The 14138-nt window shown below is 63.9% G+C and carries 16 protein-coding genes; 10 read left to right on the top strand and 6 right to left on the bottom strand.

Going from position 1 to position 14138, the window contains the following annotated elements:
- Positions 1-7: 7 nt before the first annotated feature.
- A complete protein-coding gene (locus JMY29_RS02855; RefSeq protein ID WP_018779982.1) occupies positions 8-496 on the bottom strand; it encodes a MarR family winged helix-turn-helix transcriptional regulator in 489 nt (162 codons plus the stop codon).
- Positions 497-610: 114 nt separating this feature from the next.
- Between JMY29_RS02855 and JMY29_RS02860 the strand changes: the two genes are divergently transcribed.
- The 4 genes from JMY29_RS02860 to JMY29_RS02875 all read left to right on the top strand — a co-directional run bounded on the left by JMY29_RS02860 (position 611) and on the right by JMY29_RS02875 (position 3113).
- Positions 611-835, top strand: coding sequence for a hypothetical protein (locus JMY29_RS02860; RefSeq protein WP_018779981.1), 225 nt, complete (start codon positions 611-613; stop codon positions 833-835).
- Between the two features lie 95 nt (positions 836-930).
- Entirely contained in the window at positions 931-2163 is a 1233-nt protein-coding gene (locus JMY29_RS02865) for an IS30 family transposase (RefSeq protein ID WP_307807987.1), read from the top strand.
- A gap of 151 nt (positions 2164-2314) precedes the next feature.
- A complete protein-coding gene (locus JMY29_RS02870) occupies positions 2315-2545 on the top strand; it encodes a hypothetical protein (RefSeq protein WP_026267218.1) in 231 nt (76 codons plus the stop codon).
- A 184-nt stretch (positions 2546-2729) separates the two neighbouring features.
- Positions 2730-3113 (top strand): LapA family protein, encoded by a 384-nt coding sequence (locus JMY29_RS02875; protein WP_039239589.1) that lies wholly within the window; start codon positions 2730-2732, stop codon positions 3111-3113.
- Between the two features lie 123 nt (positions 3114-3236).
- On the opposite strand, the gene JMY29_RS02880 is transcribed toward JMY29_RS02875, so the two are convergent.
- The gene (locus JMY29_RS02880; protein WP_018778105.1) at positions 3237-3536 is read right to left on the bottom strand and encodes a DUF4193 domain-containing protein; all 300 of its coding nucleotides are present in this window, start codon (positions 3534-3536) and stop codon (positions 3237-3239) included.
- A gap of 156 nt (positions 3537-3692) precedes the next feature.
- Positions 3693-6188: a beta-glucosidase family protein gene (locus tag JMY29_RS02885; RefSeq protein WP_189076206.1), complete on the bottom strand. Its 2496-nt coding sequence runs from the start codon at positions 6186-6188 to the stop codon at positions 3693-3695.
- A 100-nt stretch (positions 6189-6288) separates the two neighbouring features.
- On the opposite strand from JMY29_RS02885, the gene JMY29_RS02890 reads away from it, so the two are divergent.
- From JMY29_RS02890 to JMY29_RS02910, 5 genes are all read left to right on the top strand, one after another.
- Positions 6289-6957, top strand: coding sequence for a TetR/AcrR family transcriptional regulator (locus tag JMY29_RS02890; protein ID WP_189076205.1), 669 nt, complete (start codon positions 6289-6291; stop codon positions 6955-6957).
- 82 nt (positions 6958-7039) lie between these two features.
- Positions 7040-7675, top strand: a complete 636-nt coding sequence (locus JMY29_RS02895) for a hypothetical protein (RefSeq protein ID WP_189076204.1) — start codon at positions 7040-7042, stop codon at positions 7673-7675.
- A gap of 95 nt (positions 7676-7770) precedes the next feature.
- Entirely contained in the window at positions 7771-8376 is a 606-nt protein-coding gene (locus JMY29_RS02900) for a copper resistance CopC family protein (RefSeq protein WP_189076203.1), read from the top strand.
- A 78-nt stretch (positions 8377-8454) separates the two neighbouring features.
- Positions 8455-9003 (top strand): copper chaperone PCu(A)C, encoded by a 549-nt coding sequence (locus tag JMY29_RS02905; protein ID WP_189076202.1) that lies wholly within the window; start codon positions 8455-8457, stop codon positions 9001-9003.
- Positions 9004-9013: 10 nt separating this feature from the next.
- Positions 9014-10261 (top strand): Dyp-type peroxidase, encoded by a 1248-nt coding sequence (locus JMY29_RS02910; protein WP_189076201.1) that lies wholly within the window; start codon positions 9014-9016, stop codon positions 10259-10261.
- A gap of 57 nt (positions 10262-10318) precedes the next feature.
- Here JMY29_RS02910 and JMY29_RS02915 read toward each other — a convergent pair whose 3' ends face one another.
- Both JMY29_RS02915 and JMY29_RS02920 read right to left on the bottom strand, forming a co-directional pair.
- Positions 10319-11665, bottom strand: a complete 1347-nt coding sequence (locus JMY29_RS02915) for an aspartate kinase (protein WP_026267216.1) — start codon at positions 11663-11665, stop codon at positions 10319-10321.
- A gap of 157 nt (positions 11666-11822) precedes the next feature.
- Positions 11823-12347: a DUF427 domain-containing protein gene (locus tag JMY29_RS02920; RefSeq protein WP_189076200.1), complete on the bottom strand. Its 525-nt coding sequence runs from the start codon at positions 12345-12347 to the stop codon at positions 11823-11825.
- A gap of 88 nt (positions 12348-12435) precedes the next feature.
- On the opposite strand from JMY29_RS02920, the gene JMY29_RS02925 reads away from it, so the two are divergent.
- A complete protein-coding gene (locus tag JMY29_RS02925; protein ID WP_189076199.1) occupies positions 12436-13548 on the top strand; it encodes a hypothetical protein in 1113 nt (370 codons plus the stop codon).
- On the opposite strand, the gene JMY29_RS02930 is transcribed toward JMY29_RS02925, so the two are convergent.
- Positions 13545-14135, bottom strand: a complete 591-nt coding sequence (locus JMY29_RS02930) for a dihydrofolate reductase family protein (RefSeq protein ID WP_189076198.1) — start codon at positions 14133-14135, stop codon at positions 13545-13547. The two genes, JMY29_RS02925 and JMY29_RS02930, sit on opposite strands and share 4 nt — an antisense overlap.
- Positions 14136-14138: the final 3 nt, after the last annotated feature.

Raw genomic sequence — 14138 nt, forward strand, 5'->3', positions numbered from 1 at the left:
GGATCTCCTAGGTTGCCTCCATTTTACGTGGCTCGTCGGCGGTGCGCTGAGTGGCGGCAATCAGGCCGGTCATCGCTTGGTGGAGCTCGGCGACTTCTTCGCGGCTGAGGTGCAGGCGATTGCGGATTTCGCCGGGCACAGCCGTGGCCTGTGCGCGGAGGGCCGCTCCCTTGTCAGTGAGGGTGATGGCCAGTGCGCGCTCATTACCGGGCACGCGCTCGCGGGTGATGAGCTGTGCTTCTTCCAGGCGTTTGAGCAAAGGGGAGAGGGTGGCGGGATCGTGGAGCAGGCTGTCGCTGATGTCCTTCAACGTCCTCGGGCTGCGTTCCCACAGTGCCAACATCACCAAGTACTGGGGGTGGGTCAGGCCGAGCTTTTCAAGAACGGGCTTGTAGACACCCACAACGCTGCGCGAGGCTACGGTGAGGGCAAAGCACAGTTGGCGCTCCAGAAGGAGGTCATCGGTTTCCTGGCTGGTATCGCTGATGGTCGTCATGGCTTCCTCCTGCTTGCTGCACTGACGAGGCTACACCGAACCAATTAGTTAGTGTACTAATGATTAGCGTACTATGAACGTATAGAGTCGTCGAACACTGAGGAGTCGATCCGCGTGGCAAAGGAATCCTTCACCCGGAAATTCATGCGCGCAACCGGAAAGTTTCGCGTGATTTTTGGCCCGGCACACAGCAGCTCCCTGGATCACGAAATGACGGAAGCCAACCGGAAGCTGCTCGCCCAGCGCCAAGCGGAGACCCAGCAGTGGGAAACCCTCCGCCGTCCGGATGGCAGCACCTACGTAGTTCCCCGCAACCCGGACGACAAGTCCTTGCGCTAGGTCCCTTCTCCTCTCGCCGAGGTGGCATTTAATGACAATGCCGGGCAGGCGTCTTCAGGTGGCTAGTGCAACACCCCTGTAGTTGGAGGGGTGTCATGGTCAAGAAGTTGCCGTGGTCGGTTCGTGCGTGTGCGTATGAGCACTTGCTGGCGGGTGAGGACACGGGACGAAGTGCTGCCGCGGCTGGGGTGTCCCGGCAAGCGGTGTCGCATTGGGCGAAACTAGCGGGCATGGAACTTATCTCCGGCCCTGGTGGTGGCGTGCGTCTTCCGATGGCTTCGGAGGGGCTTTCGCGGGATAAGGAGCGAAGGTACCGGCGGCTGACTTTGGAGGACCGGGCTAATATCAAGGCCTGTCTGGGCTTGCCGGAGCCGCGTTCCATGCGACAGATCGCCAAGGAGTTGGGCGTGCATCCATCAACGGTGTCCCGGGAGATCCGCCGACACAGTATCGAGCATTGGGCCCGGCGCTATTACGACGCCGGGGTTGCCCAACACCGGGCACTGGTCCGCCGTAGACGGAACCGGCCCGTGAAGCTCTCTGCGGGAACGGCGGTGTGGAAGGAGGTCGTGGCACGCTTGAACCAGCGTTTCTCACCTCAACAGAGCGCTGCGGACCTGAAGAAGACGTTCCCCGAGCAGCCGGAGATGCACGTGTCCCACGAGTCAATTTACCAAGCCCTTTACGTGCAGGGCCGGGGTGCCTTGCGGCATGAACTTGCCGTGGAGAAGGCCCTACGTTCGGGCCGGACCGGTCGTAAGCCCCAATCAAAGCTGCCTGCCAGGAACGTAAGGCCCTGGCTTGAAGGGGCCCGGCTGAGCGACCGGCCCGCCGAAGTCCAGGACCGGGCCGTGCCCGGCCATTGGGAAGGTGATTTGGTCGTGGGTCCCGGTAACTCCGGGATCGTCACCTTGGTCGAGCGCTCCTCACGGTTCACTTTGCTGGGCCGGCTGCCGGGAGCCAGGGACAGCGCGACGGTCATCGAGGTCATGCAGAAAATGATCCACACCCTGCCCCAGGCGATCCTTAAAACGATCACCTGGGACCAAGGCACGGAAATGGCTCAACACGCCAAGTTCACAGTAGCGACCGGCTGCCAGCTGTTCTTCTGTGACCCGCACTCACCCTGGCAACGCGGCACGAACGAGAACACCAACGGACTGGTCCGCGATATCCACCCCAAAGGCACGAACTTCAACCAGGTCAGCGACGAAGAACTCGCCCACACCCAGCACCTGCTCAACATCCGACCGCGTCAAACACTCCAATGGGACACCCCAACTGAAAGACTGACCAAACTAATCGATGGTGTTGCACTAGCAAGCTGAAACCGCCGCACTCGGATTGTCATTAACTGCCAACTCGGCGCACGGCCGACCCGGAGCCTTTTCGGGCCTGCGGGCGTAAAATTGGCTCACTGAACGGCACGCACCAGCCCTGCCGCTTTTTCGCTCTCCGGTAAGAAGGGAGGTGGAAAACATGGGACGCAGAATGGAAGGCTTCGTCCACGTGACCGAGCGGCTGCAGTCCGTTTTTGGACCGGCAACCCACGGCGATACGGACAGCCCCGTGGTGCATAAGCATGATGATTTCGAATCCGCTTCCGAGGAAGATTTGAAGCACTTCGATATCGAGACTGACTCCGAGGGTCACCACTACGCAGTCCGCAACGACGATCCCGGCCCCACCACCACTGACTATGCCCTGTAGGACTATGCCCTGTAGCGGGGCGTGAGATGCCGAAGGGCCGGACCGCGAACTCCGGCCCTTCCTTGCGTGCCGGCAAACGCGCCACCTTGACCCCGGTTTGGTGGCCGTGCCACTGTTGAGCAACTAGTCAGCATGCTTATTATGCAATTGCACGGTAGGTGCTGGCGTACTAAGGGGGCCGTCAATGAGTTTCCATGAAGATGCAGCAGGAGTTCCGGGCGGTTCGGCACGCCCGGACCGGGCCGGTTCCGGGCACCACGAGCGGGTGATCCCACCGCCCGCGCCAGGCCACGCCCGGCCCACCCGCACCGCAGCCCTGTGGGTAGCGGTGGCAGTCGGCCTGGTGGTCCTGGTGATGCTGATTGTGTTCTTCGTCCAAAACCAGGACATGATCACCGTCCGGTTCTTCGGGCTGGAGGGGACACTCGCCCTGGGCACCACGCTCTTCATCGCAGCGGTGGGTGGCGGAGTGCTGGTTGCCCTCGCCGGGGGAGCGCGCATCCTTCAACTCCGAATGGGCAATCATCGGCGCAAGAAGGTCGTGGGCGGTCCGGGAACGGCACCCTAGATTCATCCGGCGCCCAGGTTTAACTGCGGAAGGACCGGAGCGCATGCTCCGGTCCTTCCGCAATTTAATCCCGACGCCGGCACTCCCTGACGACGTTCAGTCCGCCGGGGTGTTGGGGTCGTCTTAGCCTTCGCAGTCAGTGCAGTAGGCAACGCCATCTTTTTCGCGCGCGATCTGCGAGCGGTGGCGGACCAGGAAACAAGAGTTGCAAGTGAACTCGTCGTTTGCCTGCGGGATGACCTGGATGACCAGTTCCTCGGCGACGATTTCGCCACCGGGGCCATTGGCGTCAAGGCCGTCGGTTTCGTCCAGTTCCAGCACGACGCTCTTGGCCGTGGGGGCGCTGGCAGATTGAAGAGCCTGGAGCGACTGCTCCTGGTTCTCTTTTACATCGGTACGGAGTTCGTCGTAATCGGCTGCCACTTTTTAATGCCTCTTCGTGTTAGGGGGTTACCGGGTATGCAACGTACAGCATGCCATGAAAATTCCATACCATACCCCAGTTCTACAGCTTGTGGCGAAAACCACGTGCGTGGCGGTCAAAAAAAGGCTGCCACGCACGGAGATCCTACTCCTGTATTACCGGAGTTCTATTTCAAGGAACTGGAATTCGTCAGCTGCATGGCGACCCACCAGCAGGCGGAACGTGCCCTGCTCAAACTGCCAGCCGCCGTCGTAATGCGCAAATGCCTTGGCGGGGATCCGGACTTCCACGCTCTCGGTGCCGGCTGGAGCGAGGTGCGTTCCGGCGTAACCGGCCAACCAGCGGACCGGGCGCTCAACCGCGGAGGCCGGTCGGTCCAGGTAAACCTGCACCACTTCGCGGCCTGTACGCGAGCCCGTGTTCCTGACGGGCACGTGAACCACAACATCGCTCCCCGCCGTGACCACCTGCGGTGCGTGGGCGGTCCCGAGCTCGAACGTCGTGTATCCGAGGCCGTAGCCGAACGGGATGGCCGGCTTGGCTCCGCCTTCGGCTTCCTGCTTCAGCCATGCGCGGTAGCCGACGTGGATTCCCTCGGAGTAGACCACCTTGCCGTCAACGGGTGTGGTGCTCAGGACGGGGACGTCCTCCAGCGCCGCCGGCCAGGTTGTGGGAAGGCGGCCGCCGGGCTCTTCCTTGCCCAACAGGATGTCGGCGATCGCGCTGCCGAATTCCTGGCCTCCGAACCAGCCCAACAGGACCGCATCCACCGTGTCGAGCCAAGGCATCACCACCGGTGAGCCGGAGTTCACCACCACCACTGTCCGCGGGTTGGCTGCCGCCACCGCCTCCACCAGGTGGTTCTGATAGCCGGGGAGGTCAAGGTCCTTCCGGTCGAAGCCCTCCGATTCGATCGTTGCGTTGGTACCCACCACGACGACGGCGACATCGGCCGCCCTGGCGGCCTCCACTGCCGCGTCGATCTCGGCCTGTGGATCAGCTACTACCGTTTCCTCGCCCAGGAGAATCGCGGTGAACGGAATGACCTGCTGCTTGGGCAGTTGGTATTCGGCCTCGATCCGCACGGTCTGCCCGGCAGCGGCTTCGATTGGGTGGGTTGTCTTGGGCGGGTCGAACAGCGCGGCGCCGAGGACTTCCGTGTCGTCTTCAAGTTCACTGTTGAATACCTCTGCTCCGTCCAGGGCGAAACGGATCCGGCCCACAGTACCGACGCCCAGGTGGTGCACGCCCGCTGTTTCGGCAGTCCAGTCCGTTTCCATCCGGATGGAGGCGGCACCGTCGGGAATCCCCACGCCGAACCAGATCAGGTGGGACGCCAGGCGGTCTTCGCCCGAGATCTCCGAGCCGTCCTCCGCGAGGAACGTCACCCGGATTCCCGGAACGCCGGACACCGGGTTGTGCAGGCTTGTGCGGGGGAACGCCTGGATGCCCTCGGCCACCTTGGCGCCGCGCGCATAGGTGACTTTGACGTCGTCGGGCAATGCTTTCCGGAGGCCTTCGAGCGGGGACACGGTGTACTTGGGCATGACGGTGGCGCTGCCGCCGCCCTGCGTGCGGGCTTCGTCGGCGTTGTGGCCGATCACCGCGACGCTGCTGAGCGCCTTGGCATCCAGCGGCAGGAGGCCCTTGTTGCGGACCAGGACGGCCCCGCGGACCGCAACTTCACGCGCGACGGCGGCCCCGTCAAGCTGCGTCGGAAGCTGGGTCACCGCAGGTTCGAAACCCTCCAATGAGCCCACGCGGGCTGCCAGGCGAAGGATGCGGGTGACCTTTTCAAGGATGGCGTCACGGCTGACCCGGCCATCATGGACGGCGGCGAGTAGCTTGGGGCCCCAGTGGCCCACCGGGCCAGGCATTTCGAGGTCCTGGTGCGCGTTGGCGGCGTCGATTGAGCGGACGCCCGTCCAGTCGGAAACCACTACGCCGTCGAAGCCCCATTCGGTGGACAGCGGCGTTTCGAGGAGCTTGTTCTCGCTGGCAGTGGTCCCGTTGATGGAGTTGTAGGAGCTCATGACCAGCCAGGCGCGGGCCTCGGTGATGGCGTCTTCGAACGCCGCAAGGTAGAGCTCGCGCAAGGGCCGCTCGTCCACCACGGAGTCCGCCGTGAAGCGCTCGGTTTCAGCTTCGTTGGCCAGGTAGTGCTTGGGCGTTGCGCCGACGCCCATGGACTGCACTCCGGCGACGTACCCGGCTGCCATGGTTGCCGTGAGCCGCGGGTCTTCGCTCATGCATTCGAAGTGCCGGCCGCCCAGCGGGGAGCGGTGCAGGTTGATGGTGGGACCGAGGACGGCGTGGACGCCCTTGCGCCGCGCTTCCTGGCCCAGGATCTGGCCGTAGCGGTGGGCGGTTTCGACACTCCACGTAGCCGATAACGCCGAGGAGGACGGAAGGGAAACGGAATCGTGGCGCTCGTCGAAGTCTTCGCCACGGACTCCGGCTGGGCCGTCCGACAGCACCACGCGCGCCAGGCCGATCTCCGGGATGGCGTGTGTGGACCAAACGTCCGCCCCTGTCAGAAGCCGGATCTGCTGCTCAAGGCTGGGGCTCCGGGCGAGTTCGCGGATCTTCGTGTCGGCGTCCTGGCCTTCGGCGGGCGGGACGGTGACGGCGGCCGAGAGTGTCGGGTTCATTTCATGATTCCTTCGTGGCCCATCGTTGGGCATCTTTGTTGAGTCTATTCGTCAAAATCTAGTATGACTAGGTTTTTGTTTGCTCATCTACACTGAACGAATGTCATCGTCGAAGGCCCGGGGTCAGTACGCAAAGGGTGCGGAACGCCGCGAACAGATCATCCAGACGGCCACGGACGTCTTCGCTACGGAAGGCTTCGAAGGAACAGCGCTCAAGCGGGTCGCCGAGCTTGTGGGGGTCAAGGAAGCCACGCTTTTCCACTACTTCAAGGGCAAGCAGGAGCTCCTTACGGCGGTCCTCACGGAACGGGACAAGCGCTCTCTGGCGGCAACGGGGCAGAGTGACATCGGGCTGAACCACATGCCCGCCATCGCCGAACGGAATCGGAGCGAGCCCGGGCTGACCACGCTCTACGCGGTCGCATCGGCTACGGCGAACGACCCCGGGCACGACTCCCACGCGTACTTCCAGGAACGCTATTCGGTGATCGTGCGCGACGTCAGCGCGGACATTGCCCGCCGCCAGGAAGCAGGGGAAGTCCGGACGGATGTTGCAGCGATCCCTCTGGCACGGCTGGTCGTAGCTGCCTTTGACGGCCTTCAATTGCAGTGGTTGTACGACAAAGATGTGGACATGGCCGAGGGGTTGCGGCAATTGACGATCATCCTGCTGGCTCCTGGCGCTTCGGCCCCTGCTGGCGGCGCGGAGAACGACGACGGTGCAGCCGACGCCGGGGATTCAGCCGGCGCCGCAGCGCCCGGATTGTGATTATGCTTGGAAGATTCTACGCTGCGTAGAATTACTTCATTATGGGAGGGCCCCAGGCGGCCCCTCAACAGGCGGGAGGGACATGACGGCACGCACGGTGCGCTTCGCGCGCGGGTGGGCGGCCGCCGTTGCCGCCACCCTCATCGCTGCTGCCTCGCACGTGCTGTCCGGCGGCAACGCGCCGGGAGCCCCTGTCCTGATCCTGTCCTTGGCTCTTTCCGGGCTTGTGTGCATGGCCCTGGCCGGTAGAGTGCTGTCGCTATGGCGTCTTGCCACGGCCGTGCTGGTAAGCCAAACCGTCTTCCATGGCCTGTACAGCCTTGATCCCGGCGCCCACCACGACGTCGGGACCGCGGCCGCAGCAGGGCACGCCGGGCACGGGGCGCACACACTCGCTTCCGTCGCCGCCGGTCCCTCGGACCACTCCTCGCCGTCGATGGTGGTGGGGCACGTCCTCGCAGCCGTCGCCACCATCGCAGTCCTGCGGTACGGCGAGGTCACGGCTGTCCGTTTGCTGGCCGCCCTTGGCCTGCGCCTGATTCCTTTCCTGAGGATCATCCAGCCCTTGGCGGTGAACCCCGGGCCGAACGTCATCCCCTCGGACTGGGCGGTACGCCCGCTGCGCAATCTTGGCGTTCCGTTGCTTGCCATGCGCCATCGAGGACCGCCACGGCGTGCAGCAACGTCCCAGGCGCCCGGCGCCTTCATCACCCTATAAGCCCCGCCACCCCGTGAGGGGAGGCCATCCTTCCACGGACTGCCGGACCTTTTTCACAGGCAGCGGGGCGGGAAGCAGCCATGGCAAGAAAATCCTTGCGTACTTTTTCATGGCGAAACCCAGGACCCGGCGGAGCGTTCCTCCTTACCGTCTTTGCGCTGTGCATCGCCTTCGGGCTCGTCAGCGCGCCGGCGGCGTCCGCCCACGACCAACTGGTTTCGTCCACACCTTCCACCGGCGAGCGGCTGGCCGTGCCGCCGTCGACCATTGAACTGAAATTCAGTGCACCGTTGCTGGCCATCGGCCACGAAGTCCGCGTCGTAGATGCGGCATCAAAGAACTGGGTCCAGGGCGATTCTGCGCTGGACCGCGGGACCTTGACCCAGCCGCTCGCCCCGGGCATGCCCGACGGGGAGTACCAGGTCAGGTGGCGCGTGGTTTCCAGCGACGGCCACCCCATCAACGGCAGTTACTCCTTCCTGGTGGGGGCCGGCGCCACAGCAGGTGCCATCCCGGCCCCTGGAAACACGGCCACCCCCGGCGTTCCTCCCGGATCAGCCGAACCAGGAGCCACGGCCTCCACGGTCCAGGTACCCGATTGGCTGATTGCTGCAGCCCTCGGGGCGGTCGCGGGCCTCGCCTTGTATTTGGGCTGGGGTTTTTTCAAGCGCCGACGCCGGTCCGGCCCGCGGGGCGGCTAAGCCACCAACCTGCCATCCCACCTGTTCCGGAGCTGATTCAGCCCGGTGCAGCACACCACTTTCACAGAGAGCATCACCATGACAAAAAGAAAAGTCATTCCCGTCGTGTCCATCCTGGCAGCGGCCTCGTTGGCCCTGACAGGTTGCGGACAAAGCAACACACCAACCACCACAGCCCAGTCCGCTTCCCGGTCCTCCCAACCATTGACGGTGAGTGACACGTGGATCAAAGCCGCGGACTCAGGGATGTCGGCCGCGTTCGGGACCATTCGGAACACGAGCGACAAGGATGTGACCATCGTCAGCGCGGCAGCTCCGGTGGCCACCATGTTGGAACTGCACGAAACCGTGATGGGACCGGACGGAACCATGAAAATGCAGGCCAAACAGGGCGGATTCGTCATCCCCGCGAAGGGCGAACTCAAACTCGAGCCCGGGGCGAACCACATCATGCTCATGGACCTGACCAAGCCGGTCCAGGCCGGGGATCAGGTCACCTTCGACCTGAAGACGTCCGACGGCGGCTCGGTCACCTTTACTGCCCAAGCGAAAGACTTCACGGGTGCCAACGAGAACTACACAGCAGGCGAAGGCAGCGGTTCGGCACCCGCTGCGCCAGCCAAGTAGGGCAGTAGCCGTGGGAAGTTCCGAACGGGACAACACCACCCCCAAGCCCGGGGTCGGAGTGCGGCGGCGGCACCTCCTCTTTGGCGGTGCTGCCGCGGGCGTCGGAGCATTGGCCGCCGTGGGCACGCAACTCGCCGGGAAACCGGTCCCACCGCTGCCAAGTGATTCCGGGGACGGGGCAAACGGTGCCAGGACGGTGCCGTTTTACGGTGACAGGCAGGCGGGCGTTGGCACGGCTGCCCAGGCCCACGGTGTTTTCCTTGCTCTCGACCTGAAGGAAGGGACAACGCCTGAGCGGCTCAAGTCGCTCCTGAAACTGCTGAGTGACGATGCCGCGAACTTGACCCAGGGAAAGGCAGCGCTGGCCGATACCGAGGGTGAATTGGCGCTCCGGCCCGCACGCCTGACGGTCACGTTCGGCTTTGGTCCTGGCCTGTTCCGGGTTTCGGGCACCGTGCCGGTCCCGGACGGCGTATCCGGACTTCCGGCCTTCTCCATCGACAAATTGGTACCGGAGTTCTGCGGAGGTGACCTCCTGCTGCAGATATGCGCCGACGACCCCCTTTCGGTTGCGCACGCCCAGCGCATGCTGCTTAAGGACAGCCGCCGTTTCACCACGGTGCGCTGGGTCCAAACGGGGTTCCGGCGCGCCTACGGCACGGAACAGTCCGGAACGACCATGAGGAACCTTTTTGGCCAGGTGGATGGGACATCGAATCCAGTGCCGGGAAGCGCGGACTTTGAGAAGGTTGTCTATGGCGACGGTGGTACCGGGTCATGGGCGCCCCACGGAACATCCCTGGTGATCCGCCGGATCAGCATGCACCTGGACAAATGGGACGAGCTGGACAGGTCCGGACGGGAAGAGTCCGTGGGCCGCAAATTGGCGAACGGCGCTCCGTTGACGGGCACGGCCGAGCACGACGAGCCGGACTTTGCCGCCGTCACGCCCGTCGGGTTTCCGGTCATAGCCGATTTCGCCCATCTGCGGAGGGCTCGCCCGGATGACCCGTCCCAGCGGATTTTCCGGCGGGCCTTCAACTACGACTCCGTTCCCGGGGCCGGGAGCGTGTCGGATTCCGGATTGATTTTCGCGTCCTACCAAGCGGACATCGGACGGCAGTTCGTTCCCATCCAGCGCCGCCTCGACGAGCTGGACCTGCTGAATCTCTGGACCACGCCCGTGGGTTCGGCCGTCTTCGCGATTCCACCGGGATGCGCTCCCGGCGGTTTCGTCGGCGAAGGGCTTTTCGCCTGAAAGACATGAAGGACCGGAGCGCTGGCTCCGGTCCTTCATGTCGTCGTAGCGGCTGGCCTAGCGGCCGGTGCCGCCGTAAACGGTAGCCTCGGCGTCGCCGTCGAGCTCGAACGCATTGTGGATGGCGCGAACGGCGTCATCCAGGGCGTCGGCACTGGTGACAACGGAGATGCGGATTTCCGACGTGGAGATCATGTCGATGTTGATGCCTGCGTCGGAGAGTGCCTTGAAGAAGGTGGCCGAAACGCCGGGGTGGGAACGCATGCCTGCGCCGATGAGGGAGAGCTTGCCTACGTGCTCGTTGTACTCGATGCTCTCGAAGCCGATCTGTCCTTCAGCAGCGCGGAGGGCAGCCAGGGCGTCGGCGCCTTCCACGATGGGCAGGGTGAACGAAATGTCCGTGCGGCCCGTGCCGTGCGTGGACACGTTTTGGACGATCATGTCGATGTTCGAGTGTGCGTCTGCGATCACCTGGAAGATCGCGGCAGCCTTGCCGGGGATGTCGGGGACGCCCACAACGGTGACCTTGGCTTCGGACCGGTCGTGTGCAACGCCGGAGATGATTGGCTGCTCCAAGGCAACTCCCTCTTCAATCGTGAACTTTTCGTCGGCGCCCGGGATGACCCAGGTGCCTTCCTTCTGGCTGAATGACGAACGGACGTGCAGGGGCACACCAAAGCGGCGGGCGTACTCAACGCAACGCAGGTGGAGAATCTTGGCACCGGAGGCGGCCAGTTCCAGCATTTCCTCGCTGGAAATCCGGTCGATCTTCTGGGCCGACGTCACCACGCGGGGGTCGGCCGTGTAGATGCCGTCCACGTCCGTGTAGATCTCGCACACATCGGCTTCGAGGGCTGCGGCCAGGGCGACCGCAGTGGTATCGGAACCGCCGCGACCCAAAGTGGTGATCTCGTTGGTGCTGCGGCTCATGCCCTGGAAGCCCGCGACGATCGCGATGTGTCCCTTGTCCAGGGCGGTGCGGATGCGGTGCGGGTCGACGGCGATAATTCGCGCCTTGCCGTGGATGCCGTCGGTAATCATGCCGGCCTGGGAACCCGTGAAGGACTGCGCCGAGGCACCGAACTTGTTAATGGCCATGGCAAGGAGGGCCATGGAAATCCGCTCGCCGGCGGACAACAGCATGTCCATCTCGCGGGCAGGTGCGGAGTCCGTCACCTGGGCGGCAAGGTCCAGGAGCTCATCGGTGGTATCACCCATTGCGGAGACAACCACCACGACCTCGTTGCCGGCCTTCTGCGCATCCACGACGCGCTGTGCGACCCGCTTGATGCCATCGGCATCGGCAACCGAGGAGCCGCCGAACTTTTGAACGATCAGCTGCTTGGTAATGGCAGCCTCGTTGGAGAGCTCTTCGATCTTCACTTCGGTAGTGGGCATAGTCATGCGCGCACCCTCACTGCATCAATAGGGTTCGAACGCGGCATGCTGGATTCCAAATTGGAGCACGCCTGCGTAGCTTATTTGCCCAGTTTATCGCCGCGTGGAGTGCTGGCAGGAATTGTGACCATATGGCGGCCACACAAACAGCGGCCGGGGGAGCTCACCACCCGGCAGTGTCCGGAGCACCCTTGAAAGGACCCACGATGTTCCGCGTAATCCAGCCGCCATAGAAGTTGCCGTCCTGGGGCGTTACCTGCTCGCCGTCCACCTCGCAGGAGTCCATCCGGCCGGGGTAGAGGGCCACCCGGGTCCCCAGTGCTTCGAAACCGCGGCTGGGTTCCGGGTAGGTCCATCCGGCACGGGAAGCCACCATCCCGCCAGCTGCGACATCGAAATACCCGGCCATGCCCTTGTATTCGCAGAAGGTGGCGCCGTCCACGGGGACGAGCACCCCGGGCGCAAAGGCATCCAACGGCAGGTAATAGACGGGCGGATGACTTGTCTCCAGTACCCGCACTGAATCCACGGTGTCAGCAATGACATGGCCACCCAGCCGCACCACGATTCGCTCCGAACGGGCCTCGACCTGCGGCGGCCGCGGATAGTCCCACACCGATTCCTGTCCAGCTTCCGGTGTGATGCGGTGCGGACGCTTGGAACGGGGGAAACCGGGAATGGGGACCATCTCTCCATGGTGCCACCTTCTCCCCGGAATGGATGTCGGTGCCGGTCCGCCCGGCGTACCATCCACATCATGAGGATTGCGTGTGGCAATGGCCGGCGTCCCTGACCATCCAGGCCGTGATGACGGCTGGAATGAGCCCGAGTATGAGGTCATCGGGGGTGGGTTGGTTGATGACCAGCCCCGTACCGGGCAGTCCGGCCATGGTTCCAATCCACCACGCGACGCCGGCTACAAGAACGCAGCCTTCAAAAACGCTGTCTTCAAGAACGCCGTCGGAATGGCCTGGCGGGATGCCCGGAAGTCCTTTTCATCGTGGCTGTTTTGGCTCTCATGCTGTTCAGGGGTGGCCCTCGCCGCAGGAACGGCTGCAGGACTGGTCGCCTGGGCTCTGCGGAATGGTTGGATAGAGAACGCGATGCCCGCGGCCACCTTCGTGATCATGGCGGCATTCCTGGGTTTCCCGGCAGCCGTGCTCGGTGTCGTCTGGGGATTCCGGCACGTCCATGAAAGCGTCCTGGTGATGCTTCTGGCAGGCGCTCTGCGGGGGCTGGCTCTGGCTGTGGTGGCGTTGCCGTTTTTGCTCATGCTGGGCATCAGCAGCGGCGGGCCTCTCGCGCTGGCCGGTGCCGCCGTCGTCGTGGTGGTCCTTGAAGTGGCTGTGTTCGGGCTCATGGGGGCCGGTTCGCGTGCTTGCTTCGCAGCTACCGTCCCGGGCGTCGCCCTGGCCTCCGTGCTGGCGGCCTTTTTCTGCGCAGGAAACGTTGCCCTCACCGTTCTCCTGCTGCCCGGCACCACGGACCTTGCCAGCGCTTCAGTCCCCGTGAACGTGGAGCGCGACGACGCCGGGAGAATCACTGCCTATGAGTGTGTTGGCAGCTTGCACCAGGTGGAAGTTGCACACACGGACAGGGTGGCATGGTTGGCGGCGTCGCACCCGGCCTTGTTGCTAGCCAGCGTCGGGGCGGAGTTTGTTCCGCCGGACAACGACGTAGCCTGGGTTTTGTCCGGGCTCCAGTTCGCGGCTGACGGGCCTGCGAGGGAAGTCCCGTGTCTCGGCGGGGTCTCCAGCGACGGACTGGCACCCGCGGTGCCAGTGGCTCTCACGGGGTTGTTCCTGCAGGGCCTGCTCGCCGCGGTGGTGCTTGCTGCAGGCCGCTGGCAGGCCTCCCGACGGATGACGACTGATTCGGTTTCCGGCTAGATCTTCCGCCGCACGTATTCGGAGATCACGACGCCCGAGTCGAATGCCGTGGTGCCTGCCTCGTCGAAAGCACGTGGCTGGTAGGTGCCGGGTGCAAAGAGCGGAATCCCGTCGCCAAAGAGCAGCGGGCTGCGTTTGAGCACAAGCCTGTCGATTTCATCGGCCAGCTTTGTGGCCAGCTCTCCGCCACCACAGAGCCAGATCGACCGGCCAGGCTCCGACTTCAACCGTCGCACCACCTCTACGGGGTCCTCGGAGGTCAACGTCAGGTTGGGATGTTCGCCCGGGATGTCAGCCTCGGATTTTGTCCGTGAGAACACCACTTGGCGGAGGTGTTGGTACGGGCTTGTCATGCCTACCGGCAGTCCGACGGCGTACGTGTTCCAACCCATCACTACGGTGTCGAACATGGTTCCGGTGCGCTCGATGCCCATGGCATCGGCAATGACCGTGGGGATGGCATCGGCAAAGCGTTCATTCTGGGCGGTCATATGATCGCCCTCCACGGGAAAAGCGTCGAACTCGCCTCCCGGACCGGCAATGTAGCCGTCCAGGCTGACGGCAACGTAGTAGACAAGTTCTCGCACGGG

Origin of the sequence: Paenarthrobacter nicotinovorans, from assembly GCF_021919345.1 — a bacterium.
Classification (GTDB): Bacteria; Actinomycetota; Actinomycetes; order Actinomycetales; family Micrococcaceae; genus Arthrobacter; species Arthrobacter nicotinovorans.

Bases quoted from the DNA above. Each gene is read 5' to 3' on its own strand.
- JMY29_RS02855 (WP_018779982.1), bottom strand. From the start codon at position 496: ATGACGACCATCAGCGATACCAGCCAGGAAACCGATGACCTCCTTCTG.
- JMY29_RS02865 (WP_307807987.1), top strand. From the start codon at position 931: ATGGTCAAGAAGTTGCCGTGGTCGGTTCGTGCGTGTGCGTATGAGCAC.
- JMY29_RS02870 (WP_026267218.1), top strand. From the start codon at position 2,315: ATGGGACGCAGAATGGAAGGCTTCGTCCACGTGACCGAGCGGCTGCAG.
- JMY29_RS02875 (WP_039239589.1), top strand. From the start codon at position 2,730: ATGAGTTTCCATGAAGATGCAGCAGGAGTTCCGGGCGGTTCGGCACGC.
- JMY29_RS02885 (WP_189076206.1), bottom strand. From the start codon at position 6,188: ATGAACCCGACACTCTCGGCCGCCGTCACCGTCCCGCCCGCCGAAGGC.
- JMY29_RS02890 (WP_189076205.1), top strand. From the start codon at position 6,289: ATGTCATCGTCGAAGGCCCGGGGTCAGTACGCAAAGGGTGCGGAACGC.
- JMY29_RS02895 (WP_189076204.1), top strand. From the start codon at position 7,040: ATGACGGCACGCACGGTGCGCTTCGCGCGCGGGTGGGCGGCCGCCGTT.
- JMY29_RS02905 (WP_189076202.1), top strand. From the start codon at position 8,455: ATGACAAAAAGAAAAGTCATTCCCGTCGTGTCCATCCTGGCAGCGGCC.
- JMY29_RS02915 (WP_026267216.1), bottom strand. From the start codon at position 11,665: ATGACTATGCCCACTACCGAAGTGAAGATCGAAGAGCTCTCCAACGAG.
- JMY29_RS02920 (WP_189076200.1), bottom strand. From the start codon at position 12,347: ATGGTCCCCATTCCCGGTTTCCCCCGTTCCAAGCGTCCGCACCGCATC.
- JMY29_RS02925 (WP_189076199.1), top strand. From the start codon at position 12,436: ATGGCCGGCGTCCCTGACCATCCAGGCCGTGATGACGGCTGGAATGAG.